Below are 19,271 nucleotides of genomic sequence, written 5' to 3'. Positions count from 1 at the left end.
TTGCGAGAACACGATGAAGCACTAACTTGTGTAAATTTGATTGAATTGTATAGATTTAGTTAAGTTTATCGTATCGGATGCTTGGGGGAAGATGTTAAGAAGTTTACGTTTAAAAATTGCGGTAGTATTTTCGGTACTTATTTCTATGATGTTCGTAATATTAGGTACAGCTATGTATCAATTACAGAAAGAGAAGGAAGTGCGCTCCTTAGACCAGTATTCTCAAAATACGATGGATCTTGTGACAGAGCAGTTAACTGCATTTATGCAGCGAATTGAAGAAGATATGGGTCATTATGGGAGTCATGATGATATTCAAAACATGTTACAAGATGGAGTGACTCCAGAAGAAGAGAGCTTTATTTTAAAAGAATTTTCAAGGTTTAAAAAGAACCATCCTGATATTTTAGATGTATACATTGGGACAAAAGATAAAAAAACGTTGAGTGCAAATCTTGCTGACGGAGGAAAAGTACCAGAAGGGTATGATCCAACGAGTCGTCAGTGGTATAAAGCATCAGAATCCGATACAAAATCGATTATTTGGGGGCAACCACAATATGAAATTGCGACAGGTAAGTTAAGTATTGGGGTTTCAAAAGCTATTGTCGGACAAGATGGTTCAGTATTAGGGGTAGTAGCAATGGATGTATCACTAGGAACAATCCAAAAGCTACTCCATAATATTCAATATAATAATGGCGGAGAAATGTTTATCGTAAATGATAAAAATATTGCTATTGTATATCCAGAGAAAGTAGGAAAAGATGTTTCAAAAGAATCACTTGTAAAAAGTTTGAATAAAGATGAAACAAAATTTGCAGTGACGACATTAGGAGGGAACGATGTAGTAGCCTATAGTCAACTGTTTGATAAGATGAAATGGAAAATTGGGATTGTTTATCCGAAGGACACGATTGATGGGCTATTAAATAGTACGAGAAATACAGTCATTATAATGGCATGTATTAGCTTATTCGTTGGAATTGCAGCTTCATACTTGTTCTCAAGAAGGTTAGCAAGACCGCTGCAACTATTAACGAATCACGTTCAAAAAGTAGCAGAAGGTGATTTAACGTTGCAAATGAAAGTGACAAGTAAGGATGAAGTTGGAGAACTGACGAACCATTTTAATCATATGGTTGAGCAAATGAATGAAATGGTAAGCAAAATTAAAAATAGTGTATCAACCGTGCAACAATCAACGAATAATCTACATTATTTAACGAATGAGACTGTAGCAGCTAGTAGAGAAGTGTCAGGTGCAATGGATGACGTGAGCGGAGGAGCTTCTACGCTTGCTAATAGTGTAGATGAAGTTTCAGAGCAGCTCGAGAATATGGCGCAGTCAGTGGAACAAATGAATAATTCTGTTAGTGAAATAAAAGGTGTGGCTGGCAAAGCTGAAGAGGCATCTAAGCAAGGATTAAATACGATGCGTAATTTAGTTCGTACGAGGGGCCAATCCTCTTCGATTGTTGTTCATACAGAGGAAGCATCTGGAAAGTTAGAGCAAAGGGTTGGATCGATTCAAAATGTTGTAGAGCTTATAAAAGGTATTTCAGATCAAACGAATTTACTTGCTTTAAATGCTTCAATCGAGGCGGCACGTGCGGGTGAACAAGGTAAGGGCTTTGCTGTTGTTGCGGAAGAGGTTCGGAAATTAGCGGAACAATCAAAAGAAGCAACAGTAGAAATTGCGACGATGATTGGTGATGTACAAGTAGAGGTAAGACGAGTTGTAGAAGTTGTAAGTAAATTGAAAGACATTGCGGATATACAAAATAATGTTACGACAGAAGCAGAGGCGGAATTCCGTACCATTATGTCAGTTGTAAATACAATTAGTACTTCAGTGGAACAAATTGTAGAAGAGGTACATAACATCGGTCACGAGCAAGGAGAAATTACAGCGGTCATGCATACAATCGCTGGTACGAGTCAAGAAAGCGCAGCTGTTTCGGAAGAAGTAAATGCTGCAACTGAATCACAAGTGAACCATCTAGAAAAGGTAGCTCATACGATGGAAAGCTTGACGGAGCATATGAGAGACTTAGAAAGATTAGTTGAGCAGTTTAAAATAGAGGAATAACAAATTAGTAAAATGATGCGTATTTCGGTAAAATAGACAATGGATATATAAGAAGCAAGTATAGGAGGAAGACTACTATGGCAATTGTTGACGTATCGATTATTCCAGTAGGAACAAGTAATCCAAGTGTGAGTGAATATGTAGCAGAAGTACAAAAGGTGCTAGAGAAAAACTCAGATCGTGTGAAATATCAATTAACACCAATGAATACAATTATTGAAGGAGATCTTCCTGTCATTCTAGAAGTAATTCAACAAATGCATGAAGTTCCATATACGAAAGGTGCACAGCGCGTTGCAACAACAATTCGTATCGATGATCGTCGTGATAAAGTAAGCACAATGGAGAAGAAATTAAACTCTGTTCGATCAAAATTATAAAGAAAAGCAGCGATCTTCGCTGCTTTTTTCATATAGGAGGTAGATAAGATGAGTGAAAAGTTTAACGAACAATTTGACGGGTTGTTAGAGAAATACACGGAACTATTACTTGGAGAGAGCAATGAAGAGAGAAAAGAACAGGTGCAGAAGTGGGCACTGTATTCTTACATAGCGAAGACGATGCCGGCTTTAGTGAAGCATTGGAACGAGACGTATCCCGATGCGAAAGAAGAGATGGTGCAGTTAATTACACATATTAAAAGGCTGAATGAAGAGAAGAGAAATGAGCAATAAAAAAACTCGAGGTAAATATAATCTCAAGTTTTCTGTATTAATATCCTCATATAATTTACATGGAATATAAAGGGTTTTATAGGCATGTCGAATATTTTCGGCATGCCTATTTTGTGCCTATTAAACTCTATTTTTCTAAATGTCGAAAAATATTTCAGTCATATTTATAAGCGAGAATATAGGTTTTTAAATGTTTTTATAGTATTTTATAAATTATCTAAATAATTATTTGTATCCAATAATTTTAAACAATGATATAATTTCGAAGAGGGGTAAAAAACAGATAAATTAAGTCATAGGGGTGAATTACATGGAACAATTAATGCGAAATTCGTTTCTTTTCTTATCTAAAAATAAAGCGCTAACAAAACTGGCTAAAAAGTACGGTTTACGCTTTGGTGCAGGTCGCTTTGTCGCAGGGGAGACAATTGAATTAGCGACAGCAGCTATTAAACAATTAAACAAGCAAGGACTTTGCGTAACAATCGATTATTTAGGGGAATTCGTTGATAATGAAGCGGAAGCAAATGAAATGGCTAACCAATCGATTGAAGCAATCCGTGCAATTGGAAGAGAAGGTCTTGATTCGCAACTTTCTTTAAAGATGACTTCTATGGGGCTAGATATCTCTGATGAAATCGTAATGAACAATATGCGCCGCATTTTAGAAGCTGCAAAAGAAAATGGTGTGTTCGTTACAATTGATATGGAAGATTATACACGCTGTGGAAAAACAATTGATATCTTTAAACAGTTAAAGTCTGAGTACGATAATATTGGTACTGTTATTCAAGCTTACCTATATCGTACAGAAAAAGATATTGAGGACTTAAATGCTTATAATCCTAATTTACGTCTTGTAAAAGGGGCTTATAAAGAACCTGAAGAAGTGGCGTTCCCGGACAAGAAAGATGTAGATGACAATTATAAAAAGATTATTAAAATGCACTTATTAAATGGAAATTATACTGCAATTGCTTCACATGACGAAGCGATTATTGAATATACAAAAAAACTTGCCGAAGAACACAACATTCCAAGGGATCAATTTGAATTCCAGATGTTATACGGTATTCGTAATGAGCGTCAACTTGAGCTAGTAAAAGAAGGTTACAAAATGCGTGTTTACGTACCTTATGGAAACGACTGGTATGGTTACTTCATGCGTCGTCTAGCAGAGCGTCCAGCAAACGTTGCGTTCGTATTAAAAGGTATGGTTAAAAAATAACCAAGGAGAAAATACTCCTTGGTTATTTTAATTGCTGAAATGCGTAATGTGCCATTTTCTTCGTATCAGGATACAGTTGCTTGCGAGTGGAAGATAATACAACATTAATGACGCGTTTACCGTCTTTCTCATCCACTGTTACGACTGTATATTTTCCGAGTGCTGATAGACCGCTTTTACTTCCAATTGCATATGGATCGTCATATAGTTCTTCTCGTCCATAGTTTGCAATCTTTGGAGAGCGTTCTGAAGTATGTAGAGTTGTACGCGTTGAATTCATATATTCTAAAACAACTGGGTACTTTAATGCTTCTTTCGTAATTATAGCAATGTCATATGGTGATACTTTGTTTCCTAGTGCATCAGCACCACTTGCGTTTTTGAAAGTCGCATGCTTTGTACCAAGTTCCTTCGCTCTAGCATTCATCATTTTTACAAATTCATTTTTTGATCCTGCAATATGTTCTGCAATGGATTCAGCTATTGGGTCTGCACTAATGATAAGCATCAGTTTTAATGCCTCATCACGTTTTAACTTTTCCCCAGCACGAAGTTTAATTTTCTTACTTTGGCTTTCTGTTTTAATTGCGTTTTCTGTAACTGTAATTTCTTCATCTTCTTTTACATTCTCTAGTAAAAGAAGGGTTGTCATCATTTTGGCTATACTAGCCGGATAAGAGCGTTCGTCCTCTCTTTTTCCATACAAAATTTCACCTGTGTCTGCATCAATTGTAATGCCGTATTGCCCAGTGATATTAGGTTGATCAGCTCTTACAGCTTGTTGCCTTTGTGCGTAAGAGAAGAAAATCATCCCTGTAAATAGTGTGGCAATCATTACAATCATAACTATTGTTCGTTTCATTATAATTCCCTCATTTGTTACAAATAAATTGGGCAGAAAAAGCAGCCATTACCCATTATGCCACGTTCTCTGCCCAAAAATATAGCGTTATTTTTCGCCCATATTATGCTTCTTATATTGTTGGTTATTACCTTGACGTCCTTTTTCTACGCCTCGATCAGTTGGGCCAGCGTTTCCTGTCACACTTGCTGCGCTAATTCCAGCCTTTGAAGGGTTCTTCTTAAGTTTTGCCATATATATTCCTCCAGTTTCGTCAGATTATAAAAAGGGAAAGTGTATTTTAGTGAAGAAAATACATATATAGCATGGGCAAATAAAAGAAAAATATTTATTTCAGAAAATTTTATCAATAAATATATTGCGAAAATTTAAACAGTATCATATATTTATTAGTAGAGGCTCACTCATTGATTGCGACTTATGTCGAAAAATTGAATGAGCATTCATTCAAGAATAGGGGGAGAATTGGATGTTCCAAATTAAAAAGGCTGCTGTTCTAGGGTCAGGCGTAATGGGTTCAGGAATTGCGGCACACTTAGCTAATATTGGTATTCCGACATTATTGCTTGATATTGTACCACCTGCGCTTACGAAAGAAGAAGAAGCGAAGGGACTTACATTAGAACATAAAAGTGTGAGAAATCGTTTTAGTAATACGGCGCTGCAAAAACTATTAAAGCAAAAACCAGCTCCTCTGACAGTGAAAGGAAATTTAGCACTGATTGAAGCAGGTAACTTAGAAGATGACCTTGAGCGTCTAGCTGATGTAGATTGGATTATTGAAGTAGTAGTTGAAAACTTAGATATTAAAAAGAAACTATTTGAAAAAGTAGATGCTGTTCGTAAACCGGGTTCTATCGTGAGCTCGAATACGTCAGGCATTTCAGTTGAAAAAATGGCAGAAGGTCGTTCAGATGACTTCCAGAAACACTTCTTAGGCACACACTTTTTTAACCCACCACGATATTTAAAACTTCTAGAGGTAATACCGACGAAAGAAACTGATCCACAAGTATTAAGCTTCATGAAACTATTTGGCGAAGACGTTCTTGGAAAAGGCGTTGTTATCGCAAAAGATACACCAAACTTTATTGGAAACCGCATCGGTACGTACGGTTTATTAGTAACTCTTCAAGAGATGGTAAAACGCGGCTATAGCATTGGGGAAGTTGATTCAGTAACAGGCCCACTTATTGGTCGTCCGAAGAGCGCAACGTTCCGTACATTAGATGTTGTCGGTTTAGATACATTCGTACACGTTGCAAATAACGTATATGAAAACGTACAAGAAGAAGAGCGCGATGTATTTAAAGTACCAGCTTTCATGCATGACATGCTTGATAAAAAATGGCTTGGAAGCAAAACAGGTCAAGGCTTCTTCTTAAAACAAGGAAAAGAAATTTTAGAATTAAATCCAGAAACGATGGAGTACGAAGCTCGTAAAAAATTAAAAGCTGCATCGATCGAGTTAAGTAAACAAGAAAAAGGTTTATCGAATAAATTGAAAGCGCTTGTATATGCGAAAGACCGCGCAGGAGAGTTGTTATGGAATATCATCACACCGACTCTTTTATACTCTGCAAAACTTCATAAAGAAATTGCTGACGATATCGTTGCAATTGACCAAGCGATGAAGTGGGGCTTCGGCTGGGAGCAAGGACCGTTTGAAGTTTGGGATGCAATCGGCGTTGAAAAGTCCGTTCAAAAGATGGAAGAAAACGGCGTAGTTGTTCCTGCTTGGGTGAAAGAAATGTTAGAGAAAGGTTTCACTACTTTCTACAAACATGATAACGGAGATAGCTACTATTACGATAATGGCGAATATAAGCTAATCGAACGTAATAAAAAAGCAATTTCTCTTAAGCAATTAAAAGCGAAAAATGGCGTATTAAAGAAAAATAGCGGAGCGAGCTTAATTGATTTAGGAGACGGCATCCTTTGTTTAGAATTCCATTCGAAGAGCAATGCAATCGGTATGGATATTACGCAAATGATTAACTACGCTGTTGATGAAGTAGAAAAGAATTATAAAGGTCTTGTTATCGGTAACCAATCGAAGAACTTCTGCGTTGGTGCGAACTTAGCAATGATCTTAATGGAAGCACAAGACGACAACTACTTTGAAATTGAGTTAGTTGTGAAAAACTTCCAAGATGCAATGATGAAAATTAAATACTCTTCTAAGCCAGTTGTAGCAGCACCATATGGTATGACGCTTGGCGGAGGTACAGAAGTTTGCTTACCAGCAGCGAGCATTCAAGCTTCTAGTGAAACGTATATGGGCTTAGTAGAAGTTGGTGTTGGCTTAATCCCTGGCGGAGGCGGTAATAAAGAGCTATACATTAAACACTTAAATAAAATGGCAAATGGCGTAGAGTTCGATCTACAAAAAGTTGCAAATAAAGTGTTTGAAACAGTCGCAATGGCGAAAGTTTCAACTTCAGGACAAGAAGCGATTTCTCATAACTTCTTAGGTGATAAAGATGGTATTAGTGTGAATGGTGATCACTTACTATACGATGCGAAACAGAAAGCACTTGCTTTATATGAAGCTGGTTATAAAGCGCCGATTCGTAAAAAGATACCGGTTGTTGGTGAAACAGGATATGCAACTCTTGCACTTGGTGCAGAAGCAATGCATTTATCTGGTTATATTTCAGAGTACGATCTTCACATTGCGAAGAAACTTGCATATGTCATCGCGGGCGGAAAAGTGCCGTATGGAACAGAAGTTGATGAGCAGTATTTATTAGATGTAGAACGTGAAGCATTTATTAGCTTAGTAAGTGAGATGAAATCACAAGCAAGAATGCAGCACATGCTTGTAAAAGGAAAGCCATTACGTAACTAATAACGAGGGGAGATATCGTTCATGAGAGAAGCTGTCATTGTTGCGGGAGCAAGAACACCAATTGGAAAAGCAAAGAGGGGTTCATTAAAAACAGTTCGTCCTGACGATCTAGGGGCGTTAGTAGTAAAGGAAACGTTAAAGCGTGCGAATTATGAAGGACCAATCGATGATTTAATTTTCGGTTGTGCGATGCCAGAAGCAGAGCAAGGTTTAAATATGGCTCGTAATATCGGCGGATTAGCAGGACTTTCTTACGATGTTCCAGCTATTACAATTAACCGTTACTGTTCTTCAGGTTTACAAAGTATCGCTTACGGAGCAGAGCGCATTATGCTTGGGCACTCGGAAGCTGTATTATCAGGCGGAGCGGAATCAATGAGTTTAGTTCCAATGATGGGACACGTTGTTCGTCCAAATAGTCGCCTTGTAGAAGCAGCTCCAGAATATTATATGGGTATGGGACATACAGCAGAGCAAGTTGCTGTGAAATATGGAATTTCTCGTGAAGAGCAAGATGCATTTGCAGTACGAAGTCATCAACGTGCTGCGAAAGCATTAGCTGCAGGAAACTTTGCTGATGAAACAGTACCTGTAGATGTAACGTTACGTACTGTTGGATCAAATAACAAACTGCAAGAAGAAACAATCACTTTCACGCAAGACGAAGGTGTAAGAGCAGAAACGACGCTAGACATTTTAGGTAAATTACGTCCAGCATTTAACGTTCGCGGTTCTGTAACGGCTGGTAACTCTTCACAAATGAGTGATGGTGCAGCATCTGTATTATTAATGGACCGTGAAAAAGCAGTAAGCGATGGTATGAAGCCACTTGCGAAATTCCGTTCATTTGCAGTAGCGGGTGTACCACCAGAAGTAATGGGAATTGGCCCAATCGCAGCAATTCCGAAAGCATTAAAACTAGCTGGCTTAGAGTTATCTGATATCGGCCTATTCGAACTAAATGAAGCATTCGCTTCACAATCGATCCAAGTTATTCGTGAACTTGGTTTAGATGAAGAAAAAGTAAACGTAAACGGCGGTGCAATCGCACTTGGACATCCACTTGGCTGTACAGGAGCAAAACTAACACTATCTCTTATTCACGAAATGAAACGCCGCAACGAACAATTCGGTATCGTAACAATGTGTATCGGCGGCGGAATGGGAGCTGCGGGAGTGTTTGAATTACTATAAAAAAAGTGCAGGTGGCTTGCTCAGAACAGGAGGGCGTTGGAAGCCCTGACGAAGAGGCGCTTTTTGCCTCACAGGAAGGGGTGAAACGACCGACTGTTCTAGCCACCGGAACTGGATTATAAAAAAAGTGCAGGTGGCCCGTTCAGAACGAGACGTCACCAATGCAAAGAATGGAAGCAACAAAGGTTTATAAAAACAAAAGGGAGAGCCAGCTTCTTTCAAAATGAGAGAAGCGGCTTATGAAAATATGAAGGAGGAAATTTTCATGGAAAAAACAGTAGGAAGTGCAGTTAAAGGCGGTAGCTTTTTAGTAGATGAGATTACAATTGATCAAGTGTTTACGCCAGAAGATTTTTCATCTGAGCATAAAATGATTGCAAAAACGACAGAGGACTTTATCGTAAATGAAGTTCTTCCAGAGCTTGAATATTTAGAGCAACATGAGTTTGATCGTTCTGTTCGTCTTTTAAAAGAAGCTGGGGAACTTGGTTTATTAGGCGCTGATGTACCAGAAGAGTACGGCGGAATTGGTCTTGATAAAGTAAGCTCAGCGTTAATCGCAGAGAAATTCTCTCGCGCTGGTGGCTTTGCAATTACTCACGGTGCTCACGTAGGTATCGGATCTTTACCAATCGTATTATTCGGTAACGAAGAGCAAAAGAAAAAGTATTTACCATTACTTGCAACTGGTGAAAAATTAGCTGCATACGCATTAACAGAGCCAGGTTCAGGATCTGACGCATTAGGTGCAAAAACAACGGCACGTTTAAACGCAGAAGGTACACATTACGTATTAAACGGTGAAAAACAGTGGATTACAAACTCTGCATTCGCTGACGTATTTGTTGTATATGCAAAAATTGATGGAGAGCATTTCTCAGCATTTATCGTAGAGAAAGACTATGCTGGTGTATCTACAAGCCCAGAAGAAAAGAAAATGGGTATTAAATGTTCTTCAACTCGTACGTTAATTTTGGAAGATGCGTTAGTACCGAAAGAAAACTTACTTGGTGAAATCGGTAAAGGTCATATTATCGCATTCAACATTTTAAATATCGGTCGTTATAAATTAGGTGTTGGTACAGTTGGATCTGCGAAACGTGCAGTAGAAATTTCAGCCCAATATGCAAACCAACGTCAACAGTTCAAACAACCAATCGCTCGCTTCCCATTAATTCAAGAGAAACTTGCGAATATGGCAGCAAAAACATATGCAGCTGAAAGCTCTGTATATCGTACAGTAGGCTTATTCGAAAGCCGCATGAGCACATTATCTGAAGAAGAAGTAAAAGATGGTAAAGCAGTAGCAGCTTCTATCGCTGAATATGCAATCGAGTGCTCTTTAAATAAAGTATTCGGTTCTGAAGTACTAGACTATACAGTAGATGAAGGTGTTCAAATTCACGGTGGTTACGGATTTATGGCAGAATACGAGATTGAAAGAATGTACCGCGATTCTCGTATTAACCGTATTTTCGAAGGAACGAACGAAATTAACCGCCTAATCGTACCAGGTACGTTCTTACGTAAAGCGATGAAAGGTGAATTACCACTTCTTCAAAAAGCACAAAAATTACAAGAAGAGTTAATGATGATGATGCCAGAAGAAGTAGGCGATGAGCCATTAGCACTTCAAAAGTATTTAGTAACTAATGCGAAGAAAATTGGCTTAATGGTAGCTGGATTAGCTGCTCAAAAATACGGTAAAGCATTAGATAAAGAGCAAGAAATTCTTGTGAATATCGCTGATATCGTAAGTAACCTATACGCAATGGAGTCAGCTGTTCTTCGTACAGAAAAAGCAATCAAAACGACTGGTCTTGAAAAGAATAAACAAAAAGTGTTATACACTGAAGTATTCTGCCAAGAAGCATTCAACGAAATCGAAGCAGATGCGAAAGAAACACTTATCGCAGTTGAAAACGGCGACATGCTACGCATGATGTTATCATCATTACGTAAATTAACTCGCCACACACCACTTAACGTAATTCCGAAGAAGCGTGAAATCGCTGCGAAAATTTTAGAAGATGAGCGTTACACAGTTTAATATCTTTAAAGAACAGTAGTCGTTTATACGACTACTGTTCTTTTTTTTGAAAAAAATAAATTTTTAGTGACATAAAACTAATGCCATTAGTATAATAAAACTAATAGCATTAGTTTTCGTGAAAGGGAGATGGGAATATGAGAATGATACATGAAAAAACGGTATATCAATTGTCATTTTTGCCAAGAGTGTTTCCTGTGAATTGTTACTTTGTGGAGGAAGAAGATGGTTTAACTTTAATTGATACGGCTTTGCCATATAGCGCAAAAGGTATTTTGCAGGCGGCTGAGAAAATAGGAAAACCAATTACTAAGATTGTATTAACACATGCGCATGATGATCACATCGGTGCATTAGATGCATTAAAGGAAGTACTTCCTCATGTTCCAGTCTATATTTCTAAGAGGGACGCAAAGCTGTTAGAAGGAGATACGACGTTACAAAAGGATGAACCGAATATACCGATAAAAGGCGGTGTACCTAAAAAAGTAAAAACGGTACCTGATGTTTTATTGGAAGATGGCGACCGAGTTGGATCGCTTCTTGCGATTATGACACCGGGACATACGCCAGGCTCCATGTCGTTTCTTGATGTACGAAATAAAGCTCTTATTGTTGGGGATGCATTCCAAACGAGAGGAGGTACGGCTGTTTCGGGACAAATGAAATTTTGGTTTCCGTTTCCAGCGATAGCAACGTGGAGTAAAGAAATATCATTACAAAGTGCAGAGAAGCTAAGAGAATATGAGCCGTCCTTGCTTGCGGCAGGGCATGGGAAAATGATAAACGATCCAGGGGCTGTCATAGAGCTTGCTATTAAGGAAGCTAAGCGAAATATAGAAAGTAGAAAAGAGGGTTAATTTATGTCACCAAGAATCGGACTTACATTACAGAAAATTGTAGAAACAGCAGCAGAAATTGCAGATACAAATGGAATACAAGAAGTAACGTTAGCTTCATTAGCGCAAACATTAGGGGTACGTTCACCTTCGCTATACAATCATGTGAAAGGCTTACAAGATGTACGGAAACATCTTGGTATTTACGGAATCAAGCAGCTGTATAACAAACTGGAAGAAGCGGCCGAGGGTAAACGGATGGATGAAGCAATTCATGCTTTAGGAGAAGCATATGTAGCATTCGTACGCAAACACCCTGGACTATATGAAGCAACCTTTTTACGAGATGAAGAAGTAAGAAAAGCAGGTGATGGGATTGTAAAGCTTTGTCTTCAAGTTTTACAACAGTACGGCTTAGAAGGGGAAAATGCACTTCATGCGACACGTGGATTCAGAAGTATTTGTCACGGGTTTGCGTCGATTGAACAGCAGGGCGGATTTGGTTTGCCGTTAGATTTGGATATAAGTTTACATGTATTGTTGGAAATGTTTATTAAAGGATTACGTGGAATGAGAGAGTGAATAAGAGGAGAAAAACATGAATTTGTCGCTGAGCATGCTTTTTATATAGTAGGGCTTTGATTTGCTGGAGGGACAATGACAAAAGGATGTGAAGTGAAATGTTTGCAGGACATTTTGGCTTAGCGGCAGTAGTAAAAGCCAAATCACCTAAACTACCACTTTGGGCTCTTATGGTAAGCTCACAATTGTTGGATATCATTTTTTTGCCGCTGTATATTTTAGAAGTAGAGACAATTGAACCTATTAATAGGAATAGTTATGGTGAGGCAATCATTCATGCGGATTACACACATTCTTTAATAGGAGCACTGTTTATTGCTTTTGTTGCAGGAATAGTGGGGAAAAGGTTTTGGGGAAAGCGGAGTGGTTTTGTTATAGGGGCTGTAGTTTTTAGTCATTGGATTTTAGATTTACTTGTGCACCGTGCTGATTTGCCGTTACTTCCGGGCAATTACGGGGATTTACCTATGCTTGGTTTTGGATTGTGGAGATTTCCGGCTATTAGTATCATATTGGAATGTATTCTTATTGCGATAGGAGGTATATTATACTTCCGTTTTATCGTTTCAAGTGCGGGCGCACAAAAGAAGTTTATAGCACGATTAACTGGCGGATTGGTAGTTGGAGTATTAATTCTTTCGTTGCTTATCAGTATAGTGTCTTGAATATGGATAACTGGGAACCTTAGAAGCGATTCTAAGGTTTTTTAGTGCGTATGAGTCCAAAAGATTAGATGAGAAAGAGCCTCTAGTGGTTTAGAGGCTCTTTCTTGTTACATGATATTATTTTGCAGGTTTGAAAAATGTGTATATGGCTAAGAAAAAGCAAACGAAACTGAATACGATAGGATCTTGATATGGACTAGGCTCAGAGCCCTTCTGGATTTCTGTAAGGAAGTCATGTGTTTTCATGTTCATTGCTCCTTTATATAAGAATACGTTTAATGAAACTAATACTTACTAATAGAGTTGCACTAATAAATACTAAGAAAAACGTAGTGTTACGATTTTTATAATTGTTAAGTGTTATAAATAAAAAGCAAATGAGAAATAACATATGTAACGGTATAGAAGTGAGTAATGGCTTTAAAGTTAATATATCAATCAACAATTTTACATAGAGGATTGCGTAAATGATAAAGAAGGTAACTTTAACATATTTTTGCATGAGCACACCTACCATGGTTTGTTTGAGGATTATACTGTTATTATAAGGTTAGCTTTTGAATATTTTTATTTTTCTGTAATTATAACATTTTTTTGTATTTATAAATAGATGTGATTGATTTGAAATGTAAGAAAGCTTTTTCATGAATACGATTTAAAAAGAGCAGAATACTAAAGAAGAATGAAAGAAGAAAGGTAGGAGTATTCCATGCAAAATTTAACAGAGCTTGAAGTAGAAAACTTACGTCATTTAATTGGTGGACACGCAACAATTATTAACAAGTTGGAGCAGTATGCACAGACATGTACAGATCCACAACTGAAACAAATGCTACAAAAAGATGCGCAAGATGCACGAAATACGAAACAACAATTAATGACTTTCTTAGGATAGGAGGAAGCGAAAGATGAATGAAAAAGATATGGTAAATGATTATTTAGCAGGATTAAATGCAAGTTTAACAAGTTATGCAAATTATATTGCTCAGTCTGATAATGAACAGTTACACCAAACGTTAATTCAAATTCGTAATCAAGATGAAATGCGCCAACGTAATATGTATGAGTACGCAAAGCAAAAGAGTTATTACAAACCGGCAGCACCTGCAAATCCGATGATTGTACAACAATTAAAAAGCCAATTAAGTGCGGAATAACAGGAAAAAGAAAACGAGCGAATCTATTCGCTCGTTTTCTTTTTGTATATGTCAATAAATACATAATAAATATTTTTCCAGTTGTAACAAATATGACGAAAATGTAATATAACAATTCACAAAAAGGACAAAACTTTGTTCAATATTTCACAAAGTATCCATGGTTTCTATCGTGGGAACCTCTATAATTAGGAGTGTAAGGAACAAAAGAAATAGATTATATGATCAATTAGGAGAGATTGCTATGAAAAGACATACAAGAAAAATTGCGATTATCGGTACTGGATTAGTTGGATCAAGTTGTGCATATTCCATTGTCAATCAAGGCATTTGCGAAGAGCTATTATTAATTGATATAAATCATGAACGTGCAGTTGGGGAAGCAATGGATTTATCACACTGCATTAACTTTACAAATACAAGAACAAAAGTATATGCAGGAAGCTATGAAGACTGCAAAGATATGGACATCGTTATTATTACAGCAGGACCAGCGCCAAAACCAGGGCAAAGTCGCTTAGATACTTTAGGAGCAAGTGCAAAGATTATGGAAAGTGTTGTTGGCGGCGTAATGGAAAGTGGATTTGATGGTATTTTCTTACTTGCATCGAACCCAGTTGATATTATTACATATCAAGTCTGGAAATTATCTGGATTACCTAGAAATCGTGTGATCGGTACTGGTACATCACTAGATTCTTCTCGCTTACGAACAATTTTATCTGAAATGTTACATGTAGATCCTCGTAGTATTCACGGGTATTCATTAGGAGAACATGGTGATTCTCAAATGGTTGCTTGGTCACACGTAACTGTTGGTGGAAAACCAATTCTGCAAATCTTAGAAGAACAAAAAGAACGATTTGGTGAAATAGATTTAGATGAAATCGTTGAGAAGACTGCAAAAGCCGGATGGGAAATTTATAAACGAAAAGGTACTACTTATTATGGAATCGGAAACTCTCTAGCATATATTGCAAACTCAATCTTTAACGATGATCACCGTGTAATTGCTGTATCAGCCATTTTAGATGGTGAGTATGGTGAATATGATATTTGTACAGGAGTACCAGCTATTATTACTAGAGATGGTATAAGAGAAATTGTAGAACTAAATTTAACAGAGGATGAAGAATCTCGATTCGCAAAATCAAACGATATTTTACGTGATTATATGAAAACAATTGGTTACTAACTTATAGGAGAAGGTGAAACAAATGAAGGAATATATAATGTCTCGTGTATTTAAAGCATCAGCTGGAATCGCACAAGGTATTTTCGTATCCCTTGGAATTGGTTTACTAATCGAAAATATAGGAAGAATTGTTGATATTCCGTTGCTTATTACAATCGGAGTTGTTGCAAAATCACTTATGGCACCAGCCATTGGTGCCGGAATTGCTTTTATGCTTGGTGCAAATGGACTTGTAATTTTCTCGGCTATGGTAGCTGGAGCAATTGGTGCCGGATCCATTTCAATTACTGAAGCAGGTCTAATTATTAAAACAGGTGAGCCAATCGGTGCATTATTAACAGCGACTTTAGCTGTATATATTGGTAAACGTTTAAGTGGAAAAACTGCGTTAGATATGATGCTCGTTCCATTTGCGGCAATATTAGGTTCTGGTTTAGTCGGCATTTGGTTATCTCATAATATTACTCCCGTTTTAAATACAGTTGGAGCATTCATTAAAGATAGTTCAGCTGGTAGCCCGTTCATCGCTTCTATCGTTATTGCAGTCGTTTGGGGACTATTACTTATCTCTCCAGCTTCATCAGCTGCGTTAGCGATTGCACTTAGCTTAGACGGTGTTGCAGGTGGTGCTGCTCTTGCAGGCTGCGTTGCTCAGTTTATCGGATTCTCTGTCATCTCAGCGAAAGAAAATAATTTAGGTGGTATATTAGCTCAAGCTCTGTGTACTCCGAAAGTACAGTTGCCAAATATCACTAAAAATCCAATGATTCTCGTCCCAACTGTCGTCGCCAGTGCAATAGTTGGTCCAGTATCAGCATTAATTTTCCAACTGGAAGCAGGAAAAGAAATTGCAGGTCTTGGATTAAGTTCTCTTATCGCACCAATTAATTTAATTTCCAGCGAAGGATGGGAAGTTGTCCCAGCGATGGTAATCACTTATATCGTCATTCCAGTAGCTGTTTCTTATATACTTTACATTGCTCTTAAAAAAGCAGGTCGTATTCACTCTGGTGATATGACTGTACCGCAATCTTAACTTGAACATCTCCTTTTATATAGAGAAAAGCAGACTGAGAAGCCACAGTCTGCTTTTTACATTTTATAATTCTGTTTTACTGGAACACGTACCGTTTCTTTTGCTAATAACAGCTGAACGCCGAAGTAAAGTATGCTTGCAAGCGTCATTCCAGAAATGGCGTCTACAAAGGCATGTTGCTTCGTAAATAGCGTTGATAAAATAATAAGCGTACCGAAGAAGGTAAGAATGTAATATTCAAAAGCATGTTGTTCTCTACGTCTAAAGGCAGCTAACATAATGATAAAGGTAGTAAGAACGTGAATGCTAGGGAAACAGTTCACCGGTTGATCGATACTATAAATATAGCGGACTAGTTCGGAAAATACGTCGGATCCAACTACTGTTGGACGTGGTACAGTTGTCTGCCAAAAATAATAAATAGAAAAACAAGCAAGTTTTCCAAGAATGATACTACTTAAAGTGACATAATATTGTTTTCGATCTGCAAAGCAGTAATAAATAAGTGCGCCGTATAAGTAAGGAAACCAAAGTAAATAAGGAATAATAAATGCTTTCACAAATGGAATCCAATCATCTACTACAGTTGTGACATCTACTGCGTGTACAGTCGATTTATTTAATACATCGTAAAGGGGACTTACGAGTACGAGTAGAAGTATATAACTTAACGGAAGAAAAGATGAAAGTTTAAATTTCTTCATGATAATCTCCTATGTTTAGTAATGTAAGTAAATTCAATTGATTATAATATAGAAACGTAATTTGGGCTATCGATTTTGCTTACATTTTCTTGAATGAACCTTACGTTTTTGTCACTTGACTGAAAAGAAGGGGAGGGTGCTAAATGAAGCGTTTATCGTATTTCTTAGTTTTTATATTGATATGCCTAGCGAGTGCTGGGTGTGCAAAGGATAAAGAAGGAGAGAAATTAGAATATAACGGAAGAGCACTCGTAATTGGAGTTGTTGGAGAAAAACCGAAAGATACGTTTAGGAATGTAAAGTTTGAGGAAATGAAGTTAGAGGAACTGGAAAAGAAATCTAAGGAAGTAGATGGTTTTCTCATAATGAAAGATCACTTTCAAGAAGCCTCAACAGAGCAATATAAAAATGTATTTTCATCACTAAAGAAACCAGTATTTTTTATCGGTTTACAAGATAAATCATATTCGATTTTTATTACAAAAGGGATAGAGTATAACAGTGCCCGAAAAGATGTAAATGCGATGTATACGCAAGGGTTTGCAAATATTGGAAGTGGTGAAGGACAACAATGGGCAGTTGGTTTATCGAATGGCGGAAATACTGAAGAAAGCATTCATAATATGTATATCGTCGTATTTCAAACAATTGCAGATTATTTAAGTCGATAATGAAGGAGCCTGTAAACTAGGCTTCTTATTTTTTAAATAAACGTTTGTTTAAGAAGTATGTTCGGTAGGAAGAAACTGATGGAGCTCAGGGGGTGAACAAAGAAAAAAGGGGGATTAATCAAACGTTTGTTTAAGAAGTATGTTCGGTAGGAAGAAAGCGATACAGCTCAAGGGTTAACAAAGAAAAAAGGGGAGTTAATCAAACGTTTGTTTAAGATATATGTTCGGAGAGTGATAAGAGAAGAATCTAAAAAAATTTATATATTTATTTTTCCTTAAGAAATGGCGGAAAAATAAGAAAAATTTGCAGGATTATTAAAAATTATCACGAAATAAGTAAAAGTTTAGCGAATAATCGTTTGAAATAATAAAACGTTTTCTATATGATAAAGGTAAAGGTTAGTAAAAAAGTAGGTGAATTTATGACAGTAACATTTTATTCATATCCAAAGTGTGGCACATGTCAAAAAGCAAAGAAATGGTTTGAGGCAAACGATGTAGCATATGAGATGATTCATATTGTTGAAAATCCACCATCAAAAGAAGATTTACGTAATTTACATGAAAAAAGTGAATTACCATTAAAAAAATTCTTTAATACAAGTGGAATGCGTTACCGTGAACTTGGTCTGAAAGATAAGTTAAAAGATGCAAGTGAAGACGAAATGTACGAGCTTTTAGCATCTGATGGCATGTTGATTAAACGTCCAATTGTAACAGATGGAACGAAGGTAACACTTGGTTTTAACGAAGAGCAGTTTGAAAGTGTGTGGAAAAAGTACCAATAAGGTATTTTTACATAATTAATACATTCACTGGAGGTACAGTCATGAGCATTCCAAATAATTTACGTTACTCTGAAGAACACGAATGGGTAAAAACTGAAGGTAATGAAGTTGTTATCGGTATTACTCACTTTGCACAAAGTGAGCTAGGCGATATCGTATTCGTTGAACTTCCAGAAGTAGGTGCAACAATCGAAGCTGACGAGCCATTCGGAAGCGTAGAATCTGTTAAAACAGTTTCTGAATTATACGCACCTGTAAGCGGTAAAGTTGTAGCAGTAAACGAAGAATTAAGTGACCAACCAGAACTTGTTAACGAATCTCCATACGAGGGTGCATGGATGGTTAAAGTTGAACTTTCTGATGCAAGCCAAGTTGAGAAGTTATTAACTGCTGAAAAATATGCAGAAATGACAAACCAAGACTAATTATAGTCGACTGAAGGACAGCCTTTGTGCTGTCCTTTTTTATTTTATGTAAAATAATGAACGTAGAATCATATACTAATTATCGTGTGGGAGAACGTTTTTTGGAAAAACTTTTTTGTTTTAAGCTTTATATAGTTCTAGCTGTTTTCGCTTCTTCTTGCAAGGCAAAAAGCGCCTTTACGTCAGAAGCTCCATCCCCCTCGCAATCTGAACGAGCCGCTTGCGCTTTTCTTTTGCAAAAATAAACAGGAAACAACA

Annotated in this window: 20 protein-coding genes; 17 read left to right on the top strand and 3 right to left on the bottom strand. The window is 37.2% G+C overall.

Annotated features, from left to right (window positions below; translation table 11 throughout):
* The first annotated feature begins 91 nt into the window (after positions 1-91).
* From PDK19_RS19865 to PDK19_RS19850, 4 genes are all read left to right on the top strand, one after another.
* Positions 92-2,092 carry a methyl-accepting chemotaxis protein gene (locus tag PDK19_RS19865; protein ID WP_000946340.1) on the top strand — a complete coding sequence of 667 codons (2,001 nt, stop codon included), beginning with the start codon at positions 92-94 and terminating at the stop codon, positions 2,090-2,092.
* 77 nt (positions 2,093-2,169) lie between these two features.
* On the top strand, positions 2,170-2,472 hold the full coding sequence (locus PDK19_RS19860; RefSeq protein ID WP_001018869.1) for an MTH1187 family thiamine-binding protein: 303 nt from the start codon (positions 2,170-2,172) through the stop codon (positions 2,470-2,472).
* A gap of 48 nt (positions 2,473-2,520) precedes the next feature.
* Positions 2,521-2,766 (top strand): YusU family protein, encoded by a 246-nt coding sequence (locus PDK19_RS19855; protein ID WP_001290596.1) that lies wholly within the window; start codon positions 2,521-2,523, stop codon positions 2,764-2,766.
* 310 nt (positions 2,767-3,076) lie between these two features.
* Entirely contained in the window at positions 3,077-3,994 is a 918-nt protein-coding gene (locus PDK19_RS19850) for a proline dehydrogenase family protein (protein WP_000436772.1), read from the top strand.
* Positions 3,995-4,016: 22 nt separating this feature from the next.
* On the opposite strand, the gene PDK19_RS19845 is transcribed toward PDK19_RS19850, so the two are convergent.
* Both PDK19_RS19845 and PDK19_RS19840 read right to left on the bottom strand, forming a co-directional pair.
* Positions 4,017-4,856, bottom strand: a complete 840-nt coding sequence (locus tag PDK19_RS19845) for a D-alanyl-D-alanine carboxypeptidase family protein (RefSeq protein WP_000831458.1) — start codon at positions 4,854-4,856, stop codon at positions 4,017-4,019.
* Positions 4,857-4,943: 87 nt separating this feature from the next.
* On the bottom strand, positions 4,944-5,090 hold the full coding sequence (locus tag PDK19_RS19840; protein WP_001096347.1) for a YuzL family protein: 147 nt from the start codon (positions 5,088-5,090) through the stop codon (positions 4,944-4,946).
* 235 nt (positions 5,091-5,325) lie between these two features.
* On the opposite strand from PDK19_RS19840, the gene PDK19_RS19835 reads away from it, so the two are divergent.
* The 10 genes from PDK19_RS19835 to PDK19_RS19790 all read left to right on the top strand — a co-directional run bounded on the left by PDK19_RS19835 (position 5,326) and on the right by PDK19_RS19790 (position 16,425).
* Positions 5,326-7,707 (top strand): 3-hydroxyacyl-CoA dehydrogenase/enoyl-CoA hydratase family protein, encoded by a 2,382-nt coding sequence (locus tag PDK19_RS19835; protein WP_000486341.1) that lies wholly within the window; start codon positions 5,326-5,328, stop codon positions 7,705-7,707.
* A gap of 21 nt (positions 7,708-7,728) precedes the next feature.
* Positions 7,729-8,901, top strand: coding sequence for an acetyl-CoA C-acetyltransferase (locus PDK19_RS19830; protein WP_001206328.1), 1,173 nt, complete (start codon positions 7,729-7,731; stop codon positions 8,899-8,901).
* 265 nt (positions 8,902-9,166) lie between these two features.
* Positions 9,167-10,951: an acyl-CoA dehydrogenase family protein gene (locus PDK19_RS19825; RefSeq protein WP_074615488.1), complete on the top strand. Its 1,785-nt coding sequence runs from the start codon at positions 9,167-9,169 to the stop codon at positions 10,949-10,951.
* A 137-nt stretch (positions 10,952-11,088) separates the two neighbouring features.
* A complete protein-coding gene (locus PDK19_RS19820; protein WP_074615487.1) occupies positions 11,089-11,811 on the top strand; it encodes an MBL fold metallo-hydrolase in 723 nt (240 codons plus the stop codon).
* Between the two features lie 3 nt (positions 11,812-11,814).
* A complete protein-coding gene (locus PDK19_RS19815) occupies positions 11,815-12,372 on the top strand; it encodes a TetR/AcrR family transcriptional regulator (protein WP_049110970.1) in 558 nt (185 codons plus the stop codon).
* Between the two features lie 98 nt (positions 12,373-12,470).
* Complete coding sequence (locus PDK19_RS19810) at positions 12,471-13,037, top strand: metal-dependent hydrolase (protein ID WP_049110972.1); 567 nt, start codon at positions 12,471-12,473, stop codon at positions 13,035-13,037.
* A gap of 709 nt (positions 13,038-13,746) precedes the next feature.
* Entirely contained in the window at positions 13,747-13,932 is a 186-nt protein-coding gene (locus PDK19_RS19805) for a hypothetical protein (protein WP_001180555.1), read from the top strand.
* Between the two features lie 13 nt (positions 13,933-13,945).
* Positions 13,946-14,194 carry a spore coat protein gene (locus tag PDK19_RS19800; protein WP_001002987.1) on the top strand — a complete coding sequence of 83 codons (249 nt, stop codon included), beginning with the start codon at positions 13,946-13,948 and terminating at the stop codon, positions 14,192-14,194.
* Between the two features lie 244 nt (positions 14,195-14,438).
* The gene (locus PDK19_RS19795; protein WP_000820657.1) at positions 14,439-15,389 is read left to right on the top strand and encodes an L-lactate dehydrogenase; all 951 of its coding nucleotides are present in this window, start codon (positions 14,439-14,441) and stop codon (positions 15,387-15,389) included.
* A gap of 22 nt (positions 15,390-15,411) precedes the next feature.
* Positions 15,412-16,425 (top strand): PTS transporter subunit IIC, encoded by a 1,014-nt coding sequence (locus PDK19_RS19790; RefSeq protein WP_000666177.1) that lies wholly within the window; start codon positions 15,412-15,414, stop codon positions 16,423-16,425.
* A 56-nt stretch (positions 16,426-16,481) separates the two neighbouring features.
* On the opposite strand, the gene PDK19_RS19785 is transcribed toward PDK19_RS19790, so the two are convergent.
* Positions 16,482-17,129: a phosphatase PAP2 family protein gene (locus PDK19_RS19785; RefSeq protein ID WP_088106281.1), complete on the bottom strand. Its 648-nt coding sequence runs from the start codon at positions 17,127-17,129 to the stop codon at positions 16,482-16,484.
* Between the two features lie 143 nt (positions 17,130-17,272).
* Between PDK19_RS19785 and PDK19_RS19780 the strand changes: the two genes are divergently transcribed.
* The 3 genes from PDK19_RS19780 (at position 17,273) to gcvH (ending at position 19,013) form a co-directional block, all read left to right on the top strand.
* Positions 17,273-17,800 (top strand): hypothetical protein, encoded by a 528-nt coding sequence (locus PDK19_RS19780; protein WP_000826900.1) that lies wholly within the window; start codon positions 17,273-17,275, stop codon positions 17,798-17,800.
* Positions 17,801-18,222: 422 nt separating this feature from the next.
* Positions 18,223-18,588, top strand: a complete 366-nt coding sequence (locus tag PDK19_RS19775; protein WP_000218967.1) for an arsenate reductase family protein — start codon at positions 18,223-18,225, stop codon at positions 18,586-18,588.
* A gap of 41 nt (positions 18,589-18,629) precedes the next feature.
* A complete protein-coding gene (gcvH, locus tag PDK19_RS19770; RefSeq protein WP_000026900.1) occupies positions 18,630-19,013 on the top strand; it encodes a glycine cleavage system protein GcvH in 384 nt (127 codons plus the stop codon).
* Positions 19,014-19,271: the final 258 nt, after the last annotated feature.

Source organism: Bacillus cereus group sp. BcHK124 (assembly GCF_027712065.1).
GTDB classification, from domain to species: Bacteria; Bacillota; Bacilli; order Bacillales; family Bacillaceae_G; genus Bacillus_A; species Bacillus_A pacificus.
Note: the sequence above shows the minus strand (reverse complement) of the source record. Positions and strands in the feature narration are given on the sequence as shown.

Bases quoted from the DNA above. Each gene is read 5' to 3' on its own strand.
- PDK19_RS19845 (WP_000831458.1), bottom strand. From the start codon at position 4,856: ATGAAACGAACAATAGTTATGATTGTAATGATTGCCACACTATTTACA.
- PDK19_RS19855 (WP_001290596.1), top strand. From the start codon at position 2,521: ATGAGTGAAAAGTTTAACGAACAATTTGACGGGTTGTTAGAGAAATAC.
- PDK19_RS19795 (WP_000820657.1), top strand. From the start codon at position 14,439: ATGAAAAGACATACAAGAAAAATTGCGATTATCGGTACTGGATTAGTT.
- PDK19_RS19860 (WP_001018869.1), top strand. From the start codon at position 2,170: ATGGCAATTGTTGACGTATCGATTATTCCAGTAGGAACAAGTAATCCA.
- PDK19_RS19790 (WP_000666177.1), top strand. From the start codon at position 15,412: ATGAAGGAATATATAATGTCTCGTGTATTTAAAGCATCAGCTGGAATC.
- PDK19_RS19820 (WP_074615487.1), top strand. From the start codon at position 11,089: ATGAGAATGATACATGAAAAAACGGTATATCAATTGTCATTTTTGCCA.
- PDK19_RS19830 (WP_001206328.1), top strand. From the start codon at position 7,729: ATGAGAGAAGCTGTCATTGTTGCGGGAGCAAGAACACCAATTGGAAAA.
- PDK19_RS19780 (WP_000826900.1), top strand. From the start codon at position 17,273: ATGAAGCGTTTATCGTATTTCTTAGTTTTTATATTGATATGCCTAGCG.
- PDK19_RS19825 (WP_074615488.1), top strand. From the start codon at position 9,167: ATGGAAAAAACAGTAGGAAGTGCAGTTAAAGGCGGTAGCTTTTTAGTA.
- PDK19_RS19785 (WP_088106281.1), bottom strand. From the start codon at position 17,129: ATGAAGAAATTTAAACTTTCATCTTTTCTTCCGTTAAGTTATATACTT.
- gcvH (WP_000026900.1), top strand. From the start codon at position 18,630: ATGAGCATTCCAAATAATTTACGTTACTCTGAAGAACACGAATGGGTA.
- PDK19_RS19840 (WP_001096347.1), bottom strand. From the start codon at position 5,090: ATGGCAAAACTTAAGAAGAACCCTTCAAAGGCTGGAATTAGCGCAGCA.
- PDK19_RS19850 (WP_000436772.1), top strand. From the start codon at position 3,077: ATGGAACAATTAATGCGAAATTCGTTTCTTTTCTTATCTAAAAATAAA.
- PDK19_RS19865 (WP_000946340.1), top strand. From the start codon at position 92: ATGTTAAGAAGTTTACGTTTAAAAATTGCGGTAGTATTTTCGGTACTT.
- PDK19_RS19775 (WP_000218967.1), top strand. From the start codon at position 18,223: ATGACAGTAACATTTTATTCATATCCAAAGTGTGGCACATGTCAAAAA.
- PDK19_RS19815 (WP_049110970.1), top strand. From the start codon at position 11,815: ATGTCACCAAGAATCGGACTTACATTACAGAAAATTGTAGAAACAGCA.
- PDK19_RS19810 (WP_049110972.1), top strand. From the start codon at position 12,471: ATGTTTGCAGGACATTTTGGCTTAGCGGCAGTAGTAAAAGCCAAATCA.
- PDK19_RS19800 (WP_001002987.1), top strand. From the start codon at position 13,946: ATGAATGAAAAAGATATGGTAAATGATTATTTAGCAGGATTAAATGCA.
- PDK19_RS19835 (WP_000486341.1), top strand. From the start codon at position 5,326: ATGTTCCAAATTAAAAAGGCTGCTGTTCTAGGGTCAGGCGTAATGGGT.
- PDK19_RS19805 (WP_001180555.1), top strand. From the start codon at position 13,747: ATGCAAAATTTAACAGAGCTTGAAGTAGAAAACTTACGTCATTTAATT.